Consider the following 20,209-nt stretch of genomic DNA (forward strand, 5'->3'; position numbering starts at 1 on the left):
GTATTCTGCTGGGCTTTTATTTTGAAATAACCCCACAAATCTCTGTCATTACCCTATTGGTTTTGCTGCTGGTTTTCTATGGATTGAAAGTCAAACAATCACGAGAAGGATTTCCTTATTTTGAAAATCACCACCGCACTAATAACCGTACTTGTTGGCGTTTTTGTGGTAGGTATACAGATTTCTACAGGGTTAAAAAATCATTATTCCCATCATGATTTGAGCAAGAAAAGTTCATGGCACTTAAAAGTGCGGGAAGTCATGAAGTCCAATTCTTTTTCCCAACGTTATGTGGCACAAGTAATCGCAAAGGATAATCAAAAATGCCATGGAAAGCTGATTTTAAGTGTTCCTATTGATGCAATGCAATCAAAGTACCATGTGGATGAAGAATTGTACGTATCCTCCAATGTGGAAGACATCAAACCACCACTGAATCCACATCAATTCAATTATAAAGATTATCTGAAGAAACTGGGCATTTTTCATCAAATCCAGACAGATAAAAAGTCAATTTTGGTTCTGGATAATCCCTCTTGGACTTTGTTGGGCATAGCCACAAATGCTAGGGAACATATCATTTCAAAATTAAAGCAAGAATCGTTCGGAAAAGATGAACTTGGTGTAATTCAAGCATTGTTGTTAGGAGAAAGAGATGATATTTCTGAAAGCACTTATAACAATTACACCAACGCTGGAGCAGTGCATATTTTGGCGGTATCGGGACTGCATGTGGGCATCTTGCTCTTGATTTTACAATTTGTTTTGTCCCCTTTAGAACGATTACCTAAAGGTAAAACTCTCAAATTATTGCTTATTGTACTATTGTTATGGGGGTACGCTTTTATAGCTGGACTTTCTCCTTCCATTGTACGAGCAGTGACCATGTTCACTTTTCTGGCCTACGCACTATACCTGAACCGGCCTACCAATTCGTTCAACATTGTGGCCTTGTCCATGTTTTTCATTCTTTTGATACAGCCCTTGATGCTTTTTCAGGTTGGATTTCAAATGAGTTATGCCGCGGTTTTGTCCATCGTCTGGATATATCCCAAACTGCAACGGTTCTGGTTCCCCGATAATTTTGTCATCAGAAAAGCTTGGCAGTTACTTTCGGTAAGCATTGCAGCACAGTTAGGCGTTCTACCTATTAGCCTGTTTTATTTTCATCAATTTCCTGCACTGTTCTTTGTTTCCAATCTTCTCGTCATTCCCTTTTTGGGTTTGATTTTGGGAATGGGCATTCTTACCATTACATTGGCTCTGTTCAATTTGCTACCCTCTTTTTTAGTTCAAGGTTACAACTGGGTCATCAAAACAATGAATACTATAATTGGTTGGGTGGCACAGCAAGAGGGTTTTATCATAAAAGATATCCCTTTTGATGGCTTTCAATTGATTTTGGGTTATTTGACGCTTATCGCATTGGTCGTTTTCCTATCCAAACCCAGATGGAAAACTGCCTTAGTACTTTCAATTGGAATCATTGCACTTCAAACTTGGGCCGTTTGGGAACAATATCAACTTAGTCAAAAAGAAAATCTTATTCTTCTCCACCAAACTAAAAACACGGTTTTACTACATCAAACAGGTCAAAATTTAAATATTCATGCCCATGACACTTCAAATCTTAATCGTATTACAACCAATTATTCCATTGCAGAGCGAATCCAATCTTCTTCTTCCCATACACTAAAAAACAACTATACAATTCAAGGTAAAATACTATACATTATGGATAGTCTGGGGATTTATCCTGAAACCCAACAATTGGATTATGTACTCTTGACCCAATCCCCAAAAATCAACTTGGAGCGTTTGTTGGATTCCATTCAACCTAAAATGGTCCTTGTTGATGGCAGTAATTATAAAAGTTATGTCTCCCGCTGGAAAAAGACCTGTGTTGAAAAAGAAATCCCCTTTCACGATACACGCGAAAAGGGATTTTATATTTTCGAGATGAGCAAAAATCAATGAACGTTGCCCATCAATTTTTTCATAAGAGGTCCAAAAACCAAAACAACTATACCAGCTACCAAAGCGTATTTTGCAATAAGACTGAAGCCATCTAAATAGACATGCAAGGTATCAAAACCACCAACATTACTGTCATCACTTTCTATAGCCAACTGTTTAGAGATAAACCCTACTATTTGAAAAGCGTAGGCCGAAGAAAGGAACCAAACTCCCATCATAAAGGCCACGATACGTTTCGGAGACAAGTCCGTTATTTTGGAAAGCCCAACGGGCGACATGAATAATTCTCCAACAGAAATCAAGAAATAAAGCATTAACAAATACGAAAAAGGCACCATTCCATTTTCATCAGCACTTGCTCCACTTAAAGAAACCACATAAAAAGCTAATCCAGCCCATACCAAGCCCATACCAAATTTATAAGGGGTTCTAGGGTTTAATTTCATCTTTGCCAACTTGGTCCACATGATAGATATAGGAATGGAGAGAATAACAATGAACATGGAGTTCAAAGCGTTGGTTTGGCTAGCGTTAATAAGCGAAAGATTCACATTTCGTGCCGCAAATAAAGTAATTACACTTCCATGCAATTCATGAAATCCCCAAAAAATGGTCATGAAAAAGGTGATCAACAAAGCCATAAAAAGCTTTTTCCGTTCATCAGCTGTAGCTTTGATCATAATGGTTGCCATGTAAACAATCACAGCAATACCAATTAAATAAAACAGCAGATTAACAATATTGATATCTCCAAATGCAGTACCTTCTTCTCCAAGTGACTTATATGAATAGAGCAAAAAGGCAACCAACGGAGCGGATAAAAAAGCCAATAGCTTAACCAAATTATGTTGTGGCAAACCTAAAACCTTTTTTTGGTATACTTCCATACTAGGTGGTTTACCTCCTTCTCCAAATACATTCTTTTTAATTCCACTCCAGAAGAACAGAAGTCCGGTCAACATACCAATACCGGCCAAACCAAAACCGTAGTGCCATCCATAGGCCTGACCCAACCAACCACAAAGCAATGGAGAGATAAACCCTCCTATATTGATTCCCATATAAAATATGGTGAACCCAGAGTCTTTTCTAGGGTCCCCATCCTTGTATAGCGTCCCTACAAATGTGGATATGTTAGGTTTGAAAAAACCATTGCCTACAATTATAAAAGCCAGAGCCAAAAAGAAAGCCATATTGTTTTCAATAGCTAGCACAAAATGACCTAAAGCCATTAAAATACCTCCCAAGAATATGGAGGAACGCATTCCTAAAATAGAGTCTGATATTTTTCCGCCAATTACCGTAGAGGCATATACCATGGAGCCATAGGAAGCATATACTGCCGCCGCCGCGTAATCTCTTGTAGATAAAGCTTCAAATATAACATTGACCATGTAGAGCGTGAGCAAAGCACGCATTCCGTAGAAACTGAAGCGTTCCCACAATTCGGCAAAAAAGAGGTAAAAGAGGCCTTGCGGGTGACCCAAAAGGGTCTTTTCATGGGCTGGTTTTACAATATCTGACATATATTTTTAAAGTTTGGTTACAAATTTTCTTTGATGAAGTTGGTCATCTTGGTGAACAAGTGCAATCTTGTGTTGCCACCATAAATACCATGATTTTTGTCGGGGTAAATGGCCCAGTCAAATTGCTTGTTGGCCTGCACCAATGCTTCAACCATGCGCATGGTATTCTGTACATGAACATTATCATCCCCAGAACCGTGTACCAACAAATACTTGCCTTTCAATAGTTCTGGATAGTTGAATGGAGACTCATTGTCATATCCTTCTGGGTTCTCCTGCGGAGTTCTCATAAACCTTTCGGTGTAAATGGTATCGTAAAACCTCCATGAAGTAACCGGAGCAACGGCAATAGCCATTTCAAACGTATCGTTGCCTTTCAATATGCAGTTGGTACTCATATGTCCGCCAAAGCTCCATCCCCAAATTCCTGTCCTATTTTCATCCACATAGGGCAGTTCGCTTAATTTTTTGGCAGCAGCAATCTGATCTTCCGTTTCATATTTCACCAAATTAAGGTAGGTTACTTTTTTAAAGTCACGCCCCTTATAACCGGTTCCCCTTCCATCCACACATACTACAATATATCCTTCAGAAGCCAACATTTCATGCCAGTAATCATTACTGCCCATCCATCTATTAGCCACTTGTTGAGAGCCAGGACCGCTATATTGGAACATTAACAACGGATATTTCTTGTTGGGATCAAAATCCTTTGGCTTCAGCATCCACATGTTCAGGTCGTTTCCATTAATGTTAATGGTGGAAAATTCTTTGGGAACCATCTCATAACCTTTCAACTTGCTAAATAGAGCGGCATTGTCTTTTATCAATCTTCCTTTGGAAACCAATTCGTTGTTTGTTTTAGCATCCTTTATTTTCTTCCCTTCTGCCACCTTGTGCAAAGTAAACTCGTAAGGTGTGGTGGCGCTGGAGAACGTGTTGATATAGTAGGTATAATCTGTACTAAAAGCTGCTGAATTTGTTCCTTCTTTACTACTCAACCTTTTTTTATGTTTCCCAGAGCTTGAAATACTATACACATCTCGATTAATAGAACCATTTTCAACAGATTGATAGTAGATTTTATCATTGGTTTCATCGTATCCGTAGTATGAAGTTACCTCCCATGGACCTGTTGTGATTTGGTTCTTGAGCTTACCATCTTTTTTGTGTAAGTATAGATGATTGTATCCATCCACTTCACTCGTCCAAATAAAACTGTCATCGTCCAAGAAGGTTAAATCATCATCGATATCCACATAAGCTTTGTCCTTTTCTTCCAATAATAATGATACGGTGTTATCCTTGGCGTTTACCGAATGTAGTTTTAAATGATTCTGATGCCTGTTGATGGTCTGCACACTTAAATGATCAGGATTGTTCATCCATTTGATCCTTGGAATGTAATAAGCATTCCCTAAATCCACATTAGAAATGTTCCCCGATTGTACATCAAGCATGTGTAAGGTCACTTTGGAATTTTCCTCACCAGCTTTGGGATACTTAAACTCATATTGAAAGGGATATAGACCCGTTCCGTAAAAATCCATTGAAAAATTGGGCACATTGGTTTCATCAAAACGTAAAAAAGCGATTTTGGTACCATCACTGTTCCATTCAAATGCTCGTACAAATGCAAACTCTTCTTCATAAACCCAGTCCGTAACCCCATTAATAATGGTTCCTTTGCTGCCATCTTTGGTTAGTTGTTGGGTTGATTCGGATGCGATATCGAAAATGTAAAGATTATTGTCCAATACATAGGCCACCTTTGTACCATCAGGAGAAAGTGAAGGTTCTTGTATTTTGACATCAGAAATTTTAACCAGAGCTTTGGAGTCCACATCGTATACATAATAAATCCCAAGACGTGAATGTCTAAATATGGGTTCAATCTCAGTGGCTAAAATCACCTTTGATTCATCATCACTAAACGTGTAAGATGTAAAAAACGGAATGTCATCCGAAGAAGTTACAATGGTTTCCACTTTTGCAAGAGATTCATAATCGTATTTATCCAAACTACTTGATTGTGATGAACGATTGAAATTTAGAATGGTGTACTGCTTGCCATTTTTCATGGAACGAAGTACATCCATGTATTCTGTTCTAAATTCTCCTCTCCAGATTTCCTCGAGGGTGATTTTTTTCTGTTGAGCAGTTGCAAGCGTTAAAAATCCAAAAATGGATAAGAACAGGAGGAACTGTTTATTCATGAAGTCAAAAATTGATTAAAAACTGTCAAGTTTACTAATATTTATCCAAAAAATAAACTTTAGTGTTACAATTGTAACACTAATTAAGCCATAAATCTGAAGAAAATTCTTCAAGCTTTGGGGGATTGAGACCAAAGTGCCATTATCCGTATATTTGAATCCTTTAACCAAGCACTATGGATACTCCCGTTGAAGGGTTTTCAAGACTTTCCAAAGCAGAAAAAATAGATTGGATAGCCAATAACTGCACCAAGGATGCCAAAGCCACAAAACAGCTATTGGAACGGTATTGGAATACCGACTTCGAGGTTCAGAAACTGCATGATGAGTTTATAGAAAATACGCTTTCCAACTACTATTTGCCATTTGCAATAGCTCCTAATTTTTTAATCAACAACAAGTTATATGCCATTCCCATGGCCATTGAAGAGAGCTCTGTGGTGGCCGCAGCCAGTAAGGCAGCAAAATATTGGTTAACACGCGGCGGATTCAAAACAGAAATTCTTGGTACAGAAAAGGTAGGTCAAGTACATTTTATGTATCATGGTGATGCACAAAAACTCAACCGATTCTTTGATGACCTAAAACCAACACTTCTAGCAAGTACCTCATCTATCACCAAAAACATGGAAAAACGTGGTGGGGGCATCAAAACTGTTGAACTTAGAAATCAAACTGATAAAATCAACAACTACTATCAATTGCACTGCACTTTTGAGACGTTGGATGCCATGGGTGCCAATTTCATCAATTCATGTTTGGAGCAATTCGCCAAAACACTTAAAGAAAAAGCAAGTGTTCACGAAAATTTTACGGCAGAAGAAAAGGATATTGAGGTGGTCATGAGCATTTTGTCCAATTATGTCCCCAATTGTTTGGTAAAGGCCGAGGTCAGTTGTCCCGTTTCAGATTTGAAAGAGCAAGATATTTCATCAGAAGAATTTGCTGAAAAAATGGTACAGGCGGTACATATCGCCAAAGTGGAACCGTTTAGAGCTGTAACCCATAACAAAGGGGTGATGAACGGCATTGATGCCGTAGTTCTTGCCACTGGTAATGATTTCAGGGCCATTGAAGCCGGTGTTCACGCCTATGCAGCCAAGGAAGGAACCTATTCCAGCTTGACCCATGCAGCCATTGAAGATGGTGTTTTTAAATTTTGGATTGAAGTTCCTTTAGCACTGGGTACTGTAGGTGGACTAACCTCTTTACATCCCATGGTGAAGTTGGCTTTGGAAATTCTTCAAAATCCTTCGGCAAAAGAATTGATGCAAATTGTGGCAGTGGCCGGACTTGCACAGAACTTTGCTGCGCTTCGTTCTTTGGTGACCACCGGAATCCAAAAAGGGCACATGAAAATGCATTTACTGAACATGCTCAACCAAATGGGTGCTTCGGAGCATGAAAAGAAACAGTTGGTGGAGTACTTCAAAGACCAAACCGTGACCAATGCAGCCGTAAAGGAAGCCTTGGAAAAGATGCAATCCAACTAATGAAGAAAGAGTTTTACAGCAATGGCAAATTGTTGCTCTCTGGGGAGTATGCCATCTTAGATGGTGCCATGGGACTTGCCATACCCACAAAATACGGACAATCCCTTAAAATCACTTCAAATAACATCAAAGCATTACACTGGAAAAGTCTTAATGAAAAAAACGAAATCTGGTTTCAAGCTGAGTTTGATTTGAAGCATTTTGAGGTAATTTCATCTTCGGATAAAGAAGCATCAAAAACCTTGTCGGGATTACTCTTGGAAGCCAAACGACAAAATCCCGATTTTCTTCTGGGCTCACTTGGAGTACAAGTGGAGACTAAACTAGATTTTCCAAGAGATTGGGGACTGGGAACCTCTTCTACCCTCATCAATAATTTGGCGCAATGGGCAGAAGTGGATGCCTATCAATTATTATGGAATGCCTTTGGTGGAAGTGGTTATGACATTGCCTGTGCCCAGCACAACACTCCTATTACCTACCAACTAAGAGAAGGCACGCCCCATGTGGCAAAAGTGAACTTTGAGCCCTCCTTTAAAGAGTCTCTTTATTTTATTTATCTCAATCAAAAGCAGAGCAGCAAAAAGGCCATTGCCAGTTATAAAACAAAAGAGTTTAACAAAGAAAGATTGATTCAAGATGTTTCTTTGATCACCCAACAAATGATTTCGGCTTCTTCTTTAGAAGAATTTGAAGATTTAATGGAAAAACACGAGATATTGTTATCTAAAATCTTAGGTGTTCCTACTATAAAGTCCAAGTTATTTAGTGATTATCCCGGAGCAATTAAAAGTTTGGGTGCTTGGGGCGGGGATTTTATCATGGTTACGGGAAATGAAAAAACTTTGAGCTATTTTTATGACAAGGGATATAGAACTCATATTTTATTCTCCAAAATGCTCTTATCATCAACATGAAAAAATCCATTATTTTAGGATGCTGTCTATTCACTTTTTTGAACTGCAAAACCTCCGGAAATCTAATTAGCCACGAAAGCGAAACCTTTAATATCACACAGCTTTCCCCTCAAACTTTTCAACATATAACCTATCTAGAAACTGATACTTGGGGCAAGGTAGGCTGTAACGGTCTGGTTGTAATTGACCACGGTGAAGCCATTATTTTTGATACCGCAATTGACGACCCCATCTCGAATGATTTAATCCATTGGATTGAAAAGGAGTTAAAATCCAAGGTAAAAGCTATTGTTGCCACTCACTTCCATGATGATTGTTTGGGAGGTTTGAGCGCATTTCATGCCAAAAATATTCCTTCCTATGCCAACGAAAAGACAATCGCATTAGTTTCCGAAAAAAACGGAGAGTTACCTCAAAATGGGTTTAAAAACTCATTGGAAATCCAAATTGGAAAGGAAAAAATCATATTGGATTATTTGGGCGAGGGACATACTGCGGACAATATTATTGGCTATTTTCCCAAAGATCAAGTTCTTTTTGGAGGTTGTTTGATGAAGTCCTTGGGAGCCGGAAAAGGAAACTTGGCCGATGCCAATACGGCTGAATGGTCTCAAACTGTCTCCAAGGTTAAATCCAAATATCCAGAAGCTCGGATAGTAGTACCTGGACACGGTAAAACAGGAGGCAGGGAACTTCTTGATTTTACCATAGAACTTTTTCAAGAAAACTAAAAAAGCCCCTTAAAGGGGCTTTTTTGCTCTATATCTTTACTACTTTCTAGTAAAAAGTAGCACGCATATCTTCTATGTCAGCATCGTCTTTAAGTGCGTTGTAAACCGCTGTATTCACTCTATTGGCCGCACTACTTTTTAAGTTGTTGGCATAGGTGCTGAAATTATCCAATTTAGGACCTTCGGTTTTTCTGGTGGTCTTGATCATGAACACACCTGTCTCTCCTTCAATTAAACCAGAAGTTTGATCCTTATCCAAGGCAAAAGCCGTCCCCACAACCAATGGTTCTCTACCAGCACCAGGAATAGTAGGGGATTTTATGCCCACAGAAGTCGCACTACTTAAGCTAATATTGTTATCTGAAGCAATAGCTTCCATGGTCTTACCTTGATTTGCGGCAATAATCTGCTCTGCTTTAAGTTCCTTTCTGATTTTAGGCAAAGCTGTCGCGGAAGCATCCTCTGGAGACATTAATCCTTTCTTGTATTTTTTGGTAAGCTGCACAATGGCGTAACCATTATTTACATTGAAACGTTTGATATCTCCCACCTTAGTATCTTCGTTGAAAGCCCACTGAACAACCCCACGTTGTGAATCAAGACCAGGAAGGTTCTCATCCATTTCCTTGATTTTGTTAACTGGTCTTACAGAAAAGCCCTCTTCTTTTGCAATAGTCCCAAAAGCATCTGCATCTGCATCCAAAGCCGACATTTCAAATTTTGTAGCATCTGTAAACAGTGTGTTGATAGTTTCTTCTGAAGGAGCGATTTCTCTAGCAAGTGTAGCAACTTGAACGATATCCTGCTTGTCATCAATCTTAATGACATGGAAACCGTATTTAGTTTCGACAAGGTCTATATTATCCTTAGCATTTTCATTTAAGAATTTAGTATATTCATCTACAAGAGGCCTACTCACACCTTCCTGATAGTACCCTATATCACCACCTCTTTGGGCAGTTTGTAAATCATCTGAATTTTCTTTAGCAAGCACTGCAAATATAGTTTCCTCTTTTTTAGCTTCAGCCAAAATCTCCTTGGCTTTTGCCTCAGCTTCCTCTTTGGTTCTTTTAATAGCTGTATTGCCTTCAAGGGATCCTTCGTATGCAATCAGAATATGACTGGATTTAACTGTCCCATTTGCTTTTTTCCCCATAATTTTGGAAACCTTGAAGGAATCTCCATCACGGTAAGGACCGTAAACATCTCCAACATTCAATGCCAATAAAGTATCTGCCACAATAGATGGCAAATCTTTTTTGGCTTTGTAGATAGTATCAAATTTCTCATCAGAATTTCTGTCCAAGAAAGCAGCCATATCAGTGGTGTTTCTAAAACCAGAAATGGTATCCGTAGTATTTCTTTCCTGAATATATTCAACAGAATCGCTCAATAAAGCCACCACTGCATCTTCTACATTTTTCTCGTCTTCAGCTGAAGGCTTCTCTTCAAAGTATACAAATCTGATATCTCTAGCTTTTTCTTGTTCAAATTCTTTTTGGTGATTGCTCACATAAGATTGAATTTGAGTTTTGGATACTTGTATGGTACTATCAGCGATAGTGCTGTACGGTACACGCACATACTGAATATCCACCTTGTCATTAGTCAACTTATAGTCGAACTCACCTTCTGTCAATGTAGCTCCCGCGCCACCTTTGATCAAATTGAAATACAGGCGTTCTTTGGCTGATTGGATAATGGCTTTTTCATCTTGCAACCAAGCATCATAACGCAAAGGATCATTAACCTTCCAGTCTGCAATGGCACTTTTAAATACCTCTTCATTAAAAATTCCGTTTTCATCCTGAAAATCTGGAATCTGAGCATACCCAGAAGTTCTTACAAATTCTACAATTTGGTCACTCTCTACTTCAATTCCCAAATCTTCAAATTGCTGATCCAAGATTGTTTTTCTTATTTCTTGGTCATACACAGTGTTTACCAACTGCATGGAAGAAAAATTGGGACCATACCTTCTGGAAGCAGTCTCCACCTCTTTTCTAAAGTCATCAATGGAAATATTCTCCCCATTTACCTCTGCCACCGAGGAACCCACTTTTGCACCGCCAAAATCGTTACTGGTGAAGACCCCGGATATTACAAATGCGAACAACGCCAAACCGATAATCAGTATCAGTACTGTTGTTCGTTTTCTAATATTCTCTAATATTGCCATTTTACTGCTTGTTTTCTATAATTTCAGTGGGCGAAAATACCATTTTCTTTTCAAATAGGAAAGCTTAAAAAGCACTGGAAATTGTTAATCCTCAGGATGAACCCGTAAGCTTACCAAATCAATTTTTGTATTGGAAACCTCCAAAATATGGAAGGTAAAATTATCCAGTTTCACTTCTGAATCCTGTTCTGGAATATCTCCTGTTTCATTTACGATCAACCCTCCAAGGGTTTCGTATTCTTCACTTTCGGGAAGTTCCAGTTTATAGTTCTCGTTGATGTAGTCCACTTCCAAACGGGCAGAAAACTTGTATACGTTCTCACTGAGCTGTTCTTCATGCAGATCTGTGGAATCGTGCTCATCTTCAATTTCGCCAAATAATTCCTCAACAATGTCCTCTACGGTCAAAATCCCCGAGGTTCCCCCATATTCATCCAAAACCACGGCCATACTCTTCCTTTTTTTGGTGAGCACGTTAAGAATATCCTGAATCATCATGGTTTCGGGAACAAATTCCACCGGCAATAGAATGCTCTTTATGGTCTTTGGTTTTTTAAAGAGTTCGTAGGAATGCACATAACCAATAATTTCATCTATGGTTTCCTTATACACCAAAATTTTGGAGTACCCAGTTTCAGTAAAGAGTTTGGTCAGATTTTTTGGGGTCTCGCCAATATCCACAGCGGTAATCTCCGTGCGGGGCACCATTACCTCCCGGGCCTTTACCGTGGAAAACTCCAATGCATTCTGAAATATTTGAATTTCAGAGTCCACCTCATCCTCTTCTTCCACCGTTTCCATTTGTTCGGTAATATAATCACCCAATTCGAGCTTAGTGAAAGCCAATTGCACCTCGTCTCCTTCAGTTTTGAAAAATACACGAAGGATAAAGTCAGAAACCTTGATGACAAACCACGAAATGAAGGAAAACAGAATATAGAAGAAATAGGCTGGAACCGCCAATACCTTCAATAGGGTGTTGGAATAAATCTGAAATAGGACCTTGGGCAGAAACTCCGCCGTAAGCAAAATAATTAAAGTGGAAATGATAGTCTGCGACAACAAACTAAAATCCGTAAGCATTGAATTTAGAAACTCTGAATTTGTAGGAACCAACCCTTGGAACCAATTCATGAGCACATCACCCATGAAAAGCCCGTAAATCACCAGCGCAATATTGTTGCCAATAAGCATGGTGGCTATAAACTTGGAGGGTTTCTCTGTAAGCCAAGTCAATACTTTGGCCAAAAGCCCTTCTTGCTTTTTTTCTATCTCAATATGGATCTTGTTGGCGGAAACAAAGGCTATTTCCATTCCAGAAAAAAAAGCTGAGAACAGTAAAGAAAGTACAATTATTAACAGCGCGGAATCCAATGCTATTGTTGATTATCCTTTTGTCGTTGTTCAAACCGTTTGCGATATCTTCTTCTGAAGGCAAACATGGCGATTGAAACTACCGCAAAGAAAATAAAGATATAGGTTTCCTTGGGATCCACACTCCAAAGGGCTGCAATTTTATATATGGAAACGGCAGCCACTGCCAAGTATAGGTATTCTGTGTATCGTAAAATTTTGATCATGCTATTCTTCTTCTTTGATGGTCATTAAACCATAGGTTTTATGGGCCTTAAAAAAACTGAAGTCTTTGTTGAAATCCATCCCCTCTCCATCCATGACAGTACCATCTTCAGGATTTGTATAGGTAAAAGTTTCTTCTGTAAAAATCCAGTTGTTCTTTCGATCATAGAACAATTGAGGAGTTTCCAGTTTTTTACCATCATGACTTTCAATGACCACATTGCCCTGCAAATCTATCAAGTTGGTCTGTGAATACACAATACCGTAATCTGCTGTAATGACACTTTTTTGATTTTTCTCATCAAAAAAATCCACTTTAAGCCCTTCTGGAAAGGTACGAAACTTGAAGCTAAGGTTATCATAGTCTTCTGTAATGGGACTTGTAAGCACTGCAATCACTCTAGAGCCGGATGAGTCTTGTGTGCTGAGCTCCTTTATGGTTTCTGTATAAGTAAGTGTAAAGTTTTGGGCCACTCCTTGCGGAAAAACCGGTTTTACGGCTTCTTCCCCAACTCGCTGATAATTATCTCCACAGGACATAAAAAGCATTGCCACGGTAAAAACCGTGGCAAAACACTTTAAACTATTTTTGGATATCCGCTTCACCTTATAGACTAGGCACTTTAACGCTACCTCCTACCCAGCAACTGAAAGTTACAGATTTTCCTGCCATACCAGAGCTGAAAATCATCTCTTTAGTTGGGGCTTTTGCATTATAACTTGCCGCAGATTTATTGGCTCTACTACTTAGGGATGGATCTACCCTTCCTGCTTTTCTAGCCATTTCGGCAGCTTTCCAGTAAATTGCTCTCTTTTCAAAAGGAGTACTTCCACAAGCATTTGCACTGGTAGCATATAAATTGGCAATTAACAAATATGCTTTTCCGTTGGATGGATTGGCATTGATTGCCTTTTGTGCATAGTTTCTAGCTTGGGCCTTACTACTTCTTCTAACTGTTGTGGCAATTTTGTATAGGATATTGGATTTTCTGTACGGATCGGTTTCCAATTCCACAGCTTTGTTAAAGTCAGCAACAGCTCCTTTGCTATCCCCAGCTTTTTGTTTTAGGGTACCTCCATACACATAAGCATCCGCAGAAGGATCTAAAGCCAATTGTGCTTCAAACAATTTTCTGAACATAGGATCATCTGTACATTCTTTGGAGAACATTCTACCTACGGCACGCTTCACCCAATTCACATCTCCTTTTTTCTCTTCATAACTCTTTTCGTATAAAGGAATTAGGTTGTCACAATCAGCCAAAGCTCCCAATTTAGAATCTATACTGGCCGCGATTTGACCGTAAGACTTGGAATTGGTCTCGTATACTTTCTTATACTTTTTTTCTTTGGAAGTCAAAGCTGTTCCAGCATCTTCCTTTTCCAAAAGTTTTTGAAGTGCAGATGTAAGTTTTTTATTTTCAGCCTCTACTTTTTCAGTTACATCATCATATACATCAAACACTTCTTGAAGGTCTTTTTTACCCGCCTCATGCAAATCAACCAAGCTTGAGAAGTACAGGTATAGTGCTTTTGGATTTTTGAAGTTCGCTTTATCTTCCTTAAAAGCTTTGCCCAACATATCATATAGTTGCTCATCAGAAGACATTTTATTGTCATAAGATAAAAGGGCTTTATCTATGGCAACACCAGCTTTTGAGAATTTGTTTGGAAAATACTTCAAGCTATTGTCAAACAAAGACATTAAATCTTGGATATAACCGTCCTTATCCGCACCAGAAGAATTTTTAATCTTGTGCTTCAATATTTTCTCTCCATAAGAGAAATTGGCCTTGTTGATATCCGGGCAGCTTTCATATACCATTTTCCATGGTTCATAAGCTGCATCGTAATTTTTTACTTTTGCGTGTTCTGCGTAAATGGAAAGATTGGTCATGCACTCAGGGTTTTGTGCTTGGGCCATACTTAATCCAACCGACATAAAGACCGCTATCATCGTTAAGTAGTGTTTCTTCTTCATCTTACTAATTTTAAAGTGGTTAATGTACAAATTTTCATTAAAAAAACATCTTAAAGAAAATTATATGAGTGGTTATTTATGATTATTCAAAAAAACTGCCATCAATTTATTTTTCTTTTAATAAACCATCTGTCATTTAAGGATAAGCCTACGTTAAATTTAAAATAGCTCTCCTCAACTAGGTTTGCTGCGGTAGTTCCTCTTCTTCCCAATTCGAATCCTAGGTTTAGATTGGAGAAAGAATTACCCAACGGCAAACCAAATCCAAAAGTTATGCCAAAGTTGTTTATTTCTTTGTTGTTCACCTCCACTCCGCTTACCTCATAACGCAATCCGGCCCTATAGGTAATCCTTTTAAAATAACTTGATAGCGAGCGATAATCTGGAATGTAATACCCCCCAAATGCCATTGTACTTGCATCATTATAGGTTACATTTTCTATCCCTAAAAAATCATTTTTGAAATCACTGAATTGCTGAAAACTATATTCTCCACCCAAAAACCATTTTTTGTTTTCGCCAAAACCTAAACCCACTGTTGTTCTGGTAGGAATTTTCAACTCTGTATTTCTAAGGTTCGTGGCGTCCAAATCAACATTGACCACTTCTATGTCCTGGCCAGTCACCAAAGAAAAGGAACCTAATACCTCAGAATTTTTGGAAACGAGATTACCTTGTGTATTCACCAAAATAGAGGTGTAGAGGGTGTATTTATTTTTAAATGTAGGCGTATAGTTCAAAGCGTAGTTGAAATCGTAACCGTTGACCCTGGATTCACGCCGGTCCACAGTTCCCAATTGCACATCTTCTACACTCTGGATTCTCTCATATTCCAGAGTCCCAAAGTTAAAATTGGCAGTGACCCCTAAACTAAGGTTTTTAATAGGCTCAAATCCTATGGAAGCATAAAGTCTGTTCAACCCACCATCACCATTGAAAATATTGATGACCTCTGCATCATCGCTATTGGTGTTATCATTGCGGAGATTATAACCCACAGAGGACAAAGGCATAATCCCAATCCCAACTCCTACTTTTTTAGCCAATGGAAAACCAATGGACAAATAGTCAAGATTGGTAGATGCAACATTTTGTTGTTCTGTAAAGTCTTTAAGCCTGTACTCCGTATGGGAAAGTCCTGCAGTATACGTTGTAAGCTTAAGTTTGGAATAAGCGGCTGGATTGCTCAGGTTAATATGAATGCTATCGGCATACATACTAATCCCCCCCATCATTTGGTTGTCTACGGTTCCATTATTTCTCAAGTCTCCCACTCCAAAATAAGAATATGGTGATATTGTACCGTTTTGCGCAAAAAGGCCATGCGCGGCCACGCAAAAAATAGCAATCAAAAATTTCCTAACCATCTAACGTTTGTTGTATTCCAGCAAGCAATTAAGCCCCTTCAGCAGGAATTTAGAATTCGCAAATATGGTGTTTTTTAGCTTTTTGGCAAAAAAATGGGAGTCTCCGCCTGTTAAAATAACTGTTAAATCTTGAAAGCGAGATCGGTATTGGTCAATTATGCCATCCACTTCTTGGGAAACGCCATTGATTACGCCGCTGTGCATACTGGTATTTGTGGAGTTACCAATGAAATCCAAAACCTCTTCTGGTTGAAGCAATGGTAAGCCCGCAGTTTGATTGTGCATAGCTTTATAACGCATATGGACTCCTGGTGAAATGGCACCTCCGATATATTCCCCTGCATCGTTCACCATATCATACGTAATACATGTCCCTGCATCTATCACCAAAGTATTACCTCTAGGATTTTCATAAAAAGCGGCCGTGGCCAGAGCTACCCTGTCCATTCCCAAAGTATGAGGTGTAGCATAGCTATTTTTAAAAGGAACTTTGGACTCATGCGTCAACACATGCACTTTACAAAAGAGCGAGACAATATCCCTTTCTTTATGTTCCAAACTGCCTACTGAAGAAATGAGGGCATGTTCTATTTTGGGGAATTGTTCAAAAAGTTCCTTGACCTTGGATAGAAAGAGTCCAGATTCTGAGCTTTGATACAAAAGCAGTGTATGGTTTTCAAAAACCGCATACTTTATTAAGGTATTGCCGATGTCTATCACCAAGTTCATGCTACAAAGATGGAGAATTAAAAAAAACCCGTGCCTTTTTTCTGGTTTTTGTTTGTATATCCTAATTTTGAAATTATATTTGCACCCGCTTTATTTAAGCATGGTACCTTAGCTCAGTTGGTAGAGCAACGGACTGAAAATCCGTGTGTCCCTGGTTCGATTCCTGGAGGTACCACAAACAAACCCAGCAGAAAAGCTGGGTTTTTTGTTTTATCTCATTTGCCAAGAATCTTCTCAAACAAATAGTAACTTATTCATTTACTGTTTTTCGAACCAAGCATTCCGTACCCTTCCATTGGAAATTAGAATTCCTGAAACCTCTCCTTTTGGATTTCTTTTAATCTGAACGGTTCCAATGGGCCAGTCTCCTGATAACGTATCCAGAAACAACACCTTCAAAGGAATACTGCCATGTCTTGGATGATACATTTCAATCTCGCCATCTTTTACAGAAATGGTATATGCAGTTTCCACCTCCGTGCTATAATAAGCCCCTACATATTCCTTTAACGCTTCATTATCGACTTCAACAAACTTCACCATATCAAAAATTGATGGGGACTCTTCCCCTACGGATACCATCATTTGCTCTCCGTTTTTTTTGGAATCAAACACAACCGAAACATCTGCCCCAACATCATACATTTTAAAGGCATTTCTCTTCACGGGAATGATCGGTGTTTCATCTATTTCTGACCGTGAATATCTGAGGGTATCGTTTTTCAAATAAATTTTACGGGCATACTTTTCTCTGTCGTTCCAATAAGTCCCTTCAAAATCCCGTAGTTTATCATTGGTCAATTTTACCGACTGTATCTCAGCATTGGGAGTCCCCTCCGATTTACTGTCCCCAAAAATAATTGCCGCTATTTTATCCGCATTCCCGGCTGGATTTCCAGAAGAAAAATTTGTCAACACTGCAATGTCCAGCTTTTCACCTGGATAAGAAGCTATATAAGCTCGAAATCCGCCTATTGAACCCCCATGTTTAATTCGCTTTCTCCCCAAGTGTTGGTCTAGAATGACTCCAAAAGCATAGTTGTTCTTACTCCCATCATTGAATGGATCCAAAGTCTGCATTTTTTGAAAAGATGACTCCCAACCTTTTTTGGGGGCATGAAAATTGGAAAGCCACTTTAGCAAATCTGCAGTTGTTGCATGCATGTTTCCAGACCCTACATAGCCCCAATATTCCACAGCCCTTTCAAAATTGCCTTTCCCGTAGTACGAAGTGGCATTGTTGGGCACAACCCTACTATATAAATCTTCCACATAGGTTTGCGGCATATCCAACTCATCAAAAATATGTTGCTTCATCCAATCCTTAAAAGGCTCATTAGTGATGTTCTCAATGATATTGGCCATGAGCATGTATCCTGTATTGCAGTACAGGTATTCAGAGCCTGGTTTAAAATTGAGGCCCTTTTGATTTAAAATAATCCTATCTAAATCTGCATTGGTGCGTGAATCATCCCTTCTCCATCCCGCCAGTGCAAAAAGTGCGTGTAGACTTCTGAGTCCGCTGGTATGATGAAGCATCTGTCTTATGGTTATGGTCTCCCCAAAGTTGGGCAACTCAGGAACATATGTATGAATATCATCATCAAACGACAGTTTACCCTGTTCCTCCAAGCGCACTATTCCCATAGCGGTGAACTGTTTGGACACAGAACCCGTATTAAAAATTGTTCCCGGTGCATTGGGCACCAAATATTCCAAAGAGGCCAAGCCATAGGCTCGCGAAAAAACAGTCTTTCCATCTTTGGCAATAGCAATGGCTCCACCAGGGTGGTTTGGCTCATTCCATAACCTAAAGAGTCTATCTATTTTTTGGGCCTGCCCATCGTCCAGTTGGGCTTTGGACTGAAAGGAACATAGCATTGCAAAAAATAGGAGGAAAAATGATACGTGCTTTGTCATTAAGGGCTATTTTTTCTCAAGATAGCGCAAGCACATAGAACGTACAATTTTTGCTGTAGAAATGATTCGAGAAGTAAGCATATTGAAGCTGTATCATTTAATCTGTCCAATAAAAACAGACAATCAAACACTTTGAATGGCGCGTCTGCAAGAACCGTGGAAGCAGAAGAACAAGCAATTACTTATAGCTATTTTTGTTATGCTCAGCTTTTATCTCTTTAAATATCCAAATTCCAATAGCAATCCTAACAATTGGCTGTAGATAGGAATAGACCCATTCATAAGCCCAATTTACAGGTTTATTCAAAAAAGTAACTCCCAGATAATATCTTATAAATGAACAAAGACTTAGTATTCCAATAAATAAAAGAGAAGCACCTATCCATCTTGCAAGTCCATTTTCCTGAATGAGTGCGGTACCAAATAACAACGAACCCAACCCAAAACCATAAATGACCAAGAAATACTTGCTGTCAGAAATTCCGTTTGCCGCATTGATCAATGACTTGAACATATTTTTGGCAATCTCACCTTCAGCATCTACATAGTTAGGTCTCCATATTTGATTTAACGTGTCTATCAATAAGGATTGTTGAGACATTTCAGTATAGGCCCAGACCAACAAGAATAAGCTACCTATTATCATTTGTGCAGGGTATTTTCTTAAAAGAAGATAAGCAATTCCTAAACTTGCAATTATGTTTACCTGGGGATGGATAAATAATATCCAAAGTTTGGTCAAATACAATTTGTTCTCAAAAAGCAAAGTTTGAGATTCAAAATCTGAAGCTACTGGATTTGGCAGGAATATCAATAAACTGGTGGTTACCGCTCCAAGAACAGAACAAATTCCAGCGATTTTTAGAAAGGATTTATATCTGGTGTTATTCATTTTTTATACAAATTTAGCACAATGACCCTGTGTATGTGCAGTAGAGAAATTTTTGCAGCTACTTTTCAGATAGACAATATAATTTATTTGACTGGAAAAGCGGTTCACATAGGCACTCAAAACACTGTTATATAAAAACCTTGTGCATTTCGTTATTTCTTATCCAGTCTTTTAAATCCATAATACATCAGACTGCAACAAATAAATAGTCCAACTATCGCTGGAATTAAAATTGATTTTGCTGATTTAACTGCATTTTCAGTACTCCATACCATTTTTCCCGTAGCCATTAGAACCATCACGCCAATTCCCATTATCAAACTCCGTTTCCAAAAGGCCAATCCCAGTGCCACAAATGAAACTGGAATCGTCAGGATCAGTAATTGTTTGCTCAAATTCTAAAAAATCTTTCACATTTTCACTTACAATTTCGGGTTTGGGAAACCAAAACATACTTGTAAATAAGGCGAATACGGAAATCATCATTCCAGTGAAGTTTTTTTATACGCATAATAGCAAAATGGAAGTAAAAACAATGGCCTTAAATACCAACTCCATTGATTATGATGTCGTTCAAAAACCCAATCAAAGAAAGACTTATTGGTCATTGCTATTACAATGAAGGTGATTGTAAGCATAAAAAAGACACCTCCAACCTTCAAATCTATATTCCTTTTTTTCATCTGGTTTGTTTCATGAATGC

Annotated in this window: 16 protein-coding genes, 1 tRNA gene and 1 pseudogene; 5 read left to right on the forward strand and 13 right to left on the reverse strand. The window is 38.7% G+C overall.

Translation table 11 applies throughout. The features are described 5' to 3' along the window. Positions 1 to 120: 120 nt before the first annotated feature. On the forward strand, positions 121 to 1,977 hold the full coding sequence (locus HJC33_RS01160; protein ID WP_171656952.1) for a ComEC/Rec2 family competence protein: 1,857 nt from the start codon (positions 121 to 123) through the stop codon (positions 1,975 to 1,977). Here the strand turns inward: HJC33_RS01160 and HJC33_RS01165 are convergent. Together HJC33_RS01165 and HJC33_RS01170 are read right to left on the reverse strand one after the other, a co-directional pair. Further along, positions 1,971 to 3,503 carry a peptide MFS transporter gene (locus tag HJC33_RS01165; RefSeq protein WP_171656953.1) on the reverse strand — a complete coding sequence of 511 codons (1,533 nt, stop codon included), beginning with the start codon at positions 3,501 to 3,503 and terminating at the stop codon, positions 1,971 to 1,973. The genes HJC33_RS01160 and HJC33_RS01165 overlap by 7 nt on opposite strands. Positions 3,504 to 3,520: 17 nt before the next feature. Next, a complete protein-coding gene (locus tag HJC33_RS01170) occupies positions 3,521 to 5,719 on the reverse strand; it encodes a S9 family peptidase (RefSeq protein ID WP_171656954.1) in 2,199 nt (732 codons plus the stop codon). A 176-nt stretch (positions 5,720 to 5,895) separates the two neighbouring features. On the opposite strand from HJC33_RS01170, the gene HJC33_RS01175 reads away from it, so the two are divergent. Genes HJC33_RS01175 through bla form a run of 3 tightly spaced genes read left to right on the forward strand, consistent with a single transcriptional unit; the run spans position 5,896 to position 8,860 of the window. Then, positions 5,896 to 7,212, forward strand: a complete 1,317-nt coding sequence (locus HJC33_RS01175; RefSeq protein ID WP_171656955.1) for a hydroxymethylglutaryl-CoA reductase, degradative — start codon at positions 5,896 to 5,898, stop codon at positions 7,210 to 7,212. Then, the gene (locus HJC33_RS01180) at positions 7,212 to 8,129 is read left to right on the forward strand and encodes a GYDIA family GHMP kinase (protein ID WP_171656956.1); all 918 of its coding nucleotides are present in this window, start codon (positions 7,212 to 7,214) and stop codon (positions 8,127 to 8,129) included. Before HJC33_RS01175 ends, HJC33_RS01180 begins: the two co-directional genes overlap by 1 nt. Next, entirely contained in the window at positions 8,126 to 8,860 is a 735-nt protein-coding gene (bla, locus tag HJC33_RS01185; RefSeq protein ID WP_171656957.1) for a subclass B1 metallo-beta-lactamase, read from the forward strand. Before HJC33_RS01180 ends, bla begins: the two co-directional genes overlap by 4 nt. Positions 8,861 to 8,906: 46 nt before the next feature. On the opposite strand, the gene HJC33_RS01190 is transcribed toward bla, so the two are convergent. The 7 genes from HJC33_RS01190 to HJC33_RS01220 all read right to left on the reverse strand — a co-directional run bounded on the left by HJC33_RS01190 (position 8,907) and on the right by HJC33_RS01220 (position 16,694). Then, on the reverse strand, positions 8,907 to 11,039 hold the full coding sequence (locus HJC33_RS01190) for a peptidylprolyl isomerase (RefSeq protein WP_171656958.1): 2,133 nt from the start codon (positions 11,037 to 11,039) through the stop codon (positions 8,907 to 8,909). A gap of 84 nt (positions 11,040 to 11,123) precedes the next feature. Next, entirely contained in the window at positions 11,124 to 12,413 is a 1,290-nt protein-coding gene (locus tag HJC33_RS01195; RefSeq protein ID WP_171656959.1) for a hemolysin family protein, read from the reverse strand. Between the two features lie 2 nt (positions 12,414 to 12,415). Next, positions 12,416 to 12,619: a hypothetical protein gene (locus tag HJC33_RS01200; RefSeq protein ID WP_171656960.1), complete on the reverse strand. Its 204-nt coding sequence runs from the start codon at positions 12,617 to 12,619 to the stop codon at positions 12,416 to 12,418. Position 12,620: 1 nt separating this feature from the next. After that, positions 12,621 to 13,223 carry an LPS export ABC transporter periplasmic protein LptC gene (lptC, locus tag HJC33_RS01205; protein WP_272620839.1) on the reverse strand — a complete coding sequence of 201 codons (603 nt, stop codon included), beginning with the start codon at positions 13,221 to 13,223 and terminating at the stop codon, positions 12,621 to 12,623. A gap of 1 nt (position 13,224) precedes the next feature. Beyond that, a complete protein-coding gene (locus HJC33_RS01210) occupies positions 13,225 to 14,598 on the reverse strand; it encodes a tetratricopeptide repeat protein (RefSeq protein WP_171656961.1) in 1,374 nt (457 codons plus the stop codon). Between the two features lie 101 nt (positions 14,599 to 14,699). Beyond that, complete coding sequence (locus HJC33_RS01215; protein ID WP_171656962.1) at positions 14,700 to 15,965, reverse strand: BamG family beta-barrel-assembly machinery protein; 1,266 nt, start codon at positions 15,963 to 15,965, stop codon at positions 14,700 to 14,702. Then, positions 15,966 to 16,694, reverse strand: a complete 729-nt coding sequence (locus HJC33_RS01220; RefSeq protein ID WP_171656963.1) for a type III pantothenate kinase — start codon at positions 16,692 to 16,694, stop codon at positions 15,966 to 15,968. 102 nt (positions 16,695 to 16,796) lie between these two features. Between HJC33_RS01220 and HJC33_RS01225 the strand changes: the two genes are divergently transcribed. After that, a tRNA-Phe gene (locus HJC33_RS01225) sits at positions 16,797 to 16,869 on the forward strand. Positions 16,870 to 16,952: 83 nt separating this feature from the next. On the opposite strand, the gene HJC33_RS01230 is transcribed toward HJC33_RS01225, so the two are convergent. The 4 genes and pseudogenes from HJC33_RS01230 to HJC33_RS17220 form a co-directional block, all read right to left on the reverse strand. Next, entirely contained in the window at positions 16,953 to 18,614 is a 1,662-nt protein-coding gene (locus HJC33_RS01230) for a serine hydrolase domain-containing protein (protein WP_171656964.1), read from the reverse strand. Between the two features lie 178 nt (positions 18,615 to 18,792). Then, positions 18,793 to 19,506 carry a hypothetical protein gene (locus HJC33_RS01235; protein ID WP_171656965.1) on the reverse strand — a complete coding sequence of 238 codons (714 nt, stop codon included), beginning with the start codon at positions 19,504 to 19,506 and terminating at the stop codon, positions 18,793 to 18,795. A 258-nt stretch (positions 19,507 to 19,764) separates the two neighbouring features. Next, a complete protein-coding gene (locus HJC33_RS01240; RefSeq protein ID WP_171656966.1) occupies positions 19,765 to 19,992 on the reverse strand; it encodes a hypothetical protein in 228 nt (75 codons plus the stop codon). Then, positions 19,989 to 20,209: pseudogene (locus tag HJC33_RS17220) on the reverse strand (hypothetical protein); the annotation flags it as partial. The gene HJC33_RS01240 and the pseudogene HJC33_RS17220, both read right to left, overlap by 4 nt.

It is taken from the genome of Flagellimonas amphidinii (genome assembly GCF_013090115.1).
Taxonomy (GTDB): domain Bacteria; phylum Bacteroidota; class Bacteroidia; order Flavobacteriales; family Flavobacteriaceae; genus Flagellimonas; species Flagellimonas amphidinii.